The organism is Bartonella sp. MU70NMGDW, assembly GCF_042194085.1.
Lineage (GTDB): Bacteria > Pseudomonadota > Alphaproteobacteria > Rhizobiales > Rhizobiaceae > Bartonella > Bartonella grahamii.
This window is the reverse complement of record NZ_JBHIMK010000131.1, coordinates 1-3,893: the sequence shown is the minus strand read 5'-3', so window position 1 is coordinate 3,893 and position 3,893 is coordinate 1. Positions and strand designations below refer to the sequence as shown.

Here is a 3,893-nt window from a genome sequence, read left to right as displayed (position 1 = left end):
ATCATAACAGGTTCACTAGGATCACCACCCGCTAATGTGATTTTATTGGTTTTTTTGCCGTTTTCATCTCTGTCATAGAGAACAACACCATCAACAAGATTATCAACCCTATCTTCAATGTTATCGACTTTTATATCAATATTATGAACTGTCTCACCAATATTGGTAACCGTAGCGGAAATATTGTCGACTCTGTTTTCGATATGCTTAATATCTTTTTCAACACCAGTGATACGTTCGTTGGTCTGCCAAAGCTGTCCACCATTTACTGCATCTTTCGAGCCTTCTGCAATTTTACCATCAGCTACATTGATAATTTTATTCGGCTTACCAGCACGATTAGCATCATAGGCTTTTTCTTTATCATTCCACTTTAAAGCATCTGTATCGACCTTGTTGATGACATCATCAATACGGTTGTTAATATTTGACATCCCATTATTAATATCACCAAAAGCATCAGCGACATTATTGTAGTTTTTCTCCTCCCCAACAGTACCATCGGCATTAAATTGAGAAATCTTGAAATTAGGAGCGTTCCATTTTCCATTATTATAGCCAGCACCACCACCAAAATACACAGCCAATTGGTTGCTCATGAGATAAAGCTGGTTACCGGTAATGGCATCAGTTGAACTCGCAGCAATTCTGCCATCTTTAATATTAAGGAGAGAAACTGGTCCGTTGTTTTTATTGCCACCTAAAGTCACACTACCGTAATTAACACTATCATCGTCATTCTTATCGTAAAGAACCGCAGCAGCACTTGCTGTCTCAATATCTTTCGTAATATCCCTTATGCTTTTATCAAGCTGGTCTTTGTTAACAGCTTCATCGCCCTTTTCTGCTGCCTTAACACCAGAAATGGAACGTGCGACCTTACCATATCCTGCAATATTGATCTCAGTACCAGCTGTTTTCGCACCGATGGTGATGATACCTGAAATTCCCTCTTGCTGTATAAGACTATTTTTTTTCATTTCAATAATCTTATTATCAAGATTTGTAATAGAAACATTCACACCAGTAAACGCATCTGTAACATTATTATATGCCTTATCCTGAATAAGGAAAGATGGTTCTATACCTTCAAGTACATCTGTGCTGCCACCAAAATATTTCGATGTATTTTGAGCAATCTTGAAGAGCTGTGAACCATTTACTGCTTCTTTTGATGCTTGAGAAAGCTCTCCATCTTTTATACCGGAAAGTATACGCTCCATACCACCTTTATTTACAATACTGATTTTAGTACCACCAGTTTCTTTACCAACAGTAATAAGACCGTCTTCTCCCTCCTGCTTCACAAGGCTATTTTTTGTTATATCAGAGATTTGATTGTGAATATTTGTGAAAGTATTGTTCACACCTTCAAAAGCATCAGCAACATTTGAATAAGGCTGTTTAGAGGAAGTTCCATCATCCTTGAATTGGATAACTTTGAAAGTGGGAGCATGCCAATTACCAGCGTCATCATACCCAGCACCACCACCAAAATAATTAGCAATATCATTTATTGCATAGCGCAAATGCTGATTAACATGCCTGATGTTCATATTAAGCCCTGACAAAGCCGATCCAACATCATTATGTTCCGTCTGTTTTTCCTGTCCATGTTCATCAATAGTAGTTAAATTATATCTCGGTTTTCTAAAGACTCCATTTGTGAAAGAGGCATTGCCACCAAAATAAGTAGCAATTTTGCTGCCCATAGAATGAATTTGAGAACCATTTATAGCATCTGTTGAATCTTCAGTAATATCACCATTCAAAAGGTAGGTAAGCTTACTTTCTGTTTTTTCTCCATTTTTTTCATGAAGTGCAACAAACGCTTTCTTACCTTCATCCCACAATAAGGCATCTTGAGAAAATTTATCAAATTTATTGTCTACATATGTTAGTCGACTATTCACATTTTTGACATTTGCATCAATTCCTGTCAAAGCATCACCAACATTTTCAAAAGTTTTCTGTTCTACCTTACCATCTGCAGAAACAGTAGATAAATTATACTGTGGTCCAAAAAAAACACCATTTTTAAATGAAGTACCACCACCAAAGAAACTCGCGATATCTCCAGATATTTTATTAATTTGGCTGCCATTAATTGCATCTGTTGATTCTTCGTGAATTTCCCCATTCATAAGATAGCTAATCTTACTTTTTGTTTTATTACCCTCTCCACCATGCCGCGCAACAAACGCTTGTTCTTCTTCACTCCAAAGTAACGCATCTTGAGAGAGAGTATCAAATCTCTGAGTAAATTCATTAGTAACATTCGTCAAACGATTATTCACACTTTTGACATTCCCATCAAGTCCTTTCAATGCAGAACCAACATCACGATAATTAATATTTCCTATCGTACCATCTTCAAAAATAACAGATAAACTATATTTGGGTCCTTTAAAAGCACCATCTTCAAACGCTGCATCTCCACCAAAAAATTTTGCTACATCTTGAGAGATCTCATTAATTTGGCTACCGTTGATTGCATCATGCGAATTTTTAGCAATTTTACCATCTTTGACATTCAAAAGAGCAACGGAACCATCACTCTTATCACCACCCAAAGTCACACTGTTATAATTGACAGAATTATCTCCATTTTTATCATAGAGAACCGCGAAATCACTCACGTTCTTAATATGATTAGTAATATTTGCAATATGATCATCGAGTTGTTTTTTATTGACAGCTTCATTATCATTCTTTGCAGCCTTCACGCCTGCAATAGTCCGGTCTCCTTCGTTACCTGCGATATCAATTTTCGTACCACTTTTTTCCTTACCAATGGTGATAAGTTTCTGCACTTCATCCCATTTAACAAGACTATTTCCTGCTATTTCATTTTTTATTTTGTTCAATTGTGCAACATTCACTGCATCGGTCTCTAAAGTTCCCTCTTCCACCCCTTTAATTTGTTTATTACCAGCATAAATACCCCCAGTAGTCATATTAGGACCACCAGTAATCACGAAGCCATTATCGCTTACATTCGCCTTACCTGCTATTACACGTTTAACTCTGACAATATCATTCAAATCAAACTTTACAGTATTGTCACCGTTTTTGGTAATTTTGATATTCTTACTTTCTTCATTACCATCCTCTGCATTAACACCTACAAACCTTACTGTACTCTCTGCCCCAATATCTGTAGGCTCTTCATCTTCAACAGCAAGTTTCCAACCCGTTTTAATTCCCGCTGTAAAATCTTGCAACTGCTTATAATTTACAGCATCTTCAGCATCAGTTCCCGCTAGCACTCCCGTAATCTTTTTATTGCCAGCATTAATACCATTCGCTGTTATGCTTGGTCCCCCATTAACAAACGTAAAGCCTTCATCATTCATAACACTGTTGCCTGTCGTAACACTCGAGAGCTTAAGATTATCATTCAAAGAAAATGTGACTTTGTTATTGGCTTTTTCAATGTTGATATTTTTGCTTCTACCCTCACTCGCACCTGCAACAAGATCTACTGTACTACCAGCTTTAACGTCTGTAGCATTGTTACCATCAACAGAAAGTTTCCAGCCTTTTTCTGCAAGTGTTTTGACTTCTGTCAACTGTGCAAAGTTTACAGCATCGGTATTGTCTTCCCCTGCCGCTACTCCTTTAATCGTTTTATCACCAGCATGAATGCCCTTAACAGTTATGCTCGGCCCAGTACCATCAGTAAACATAAAGCCAGCAGCACTCATAATGCTTTCTCCTGCTGTGACAGTCATTACCTCAATATCATCAGCTAGATCAAATGTGACATTGTGATTTCCGTCTTTTTCAATCTTAATATTCTTTTTGTGTTCATTGCCAGCTGCTTGGAAATTTACTGTGCCATTTGGTCCAATAGCTGTAGCATCTCCACCATTAACAGAAAGCTGCCAACT

1 pseudogene is annotated in these 3,893 nt (G+C 37.3%); it reads right to left on the bottom strand.

Annotated elements, in window-relative coordinates:
* Positions 1–3,893: pseudogene (locus tag ACFIKE_RS08615) on the bottom strand (hypothetical protein); the annotation flags it as partial.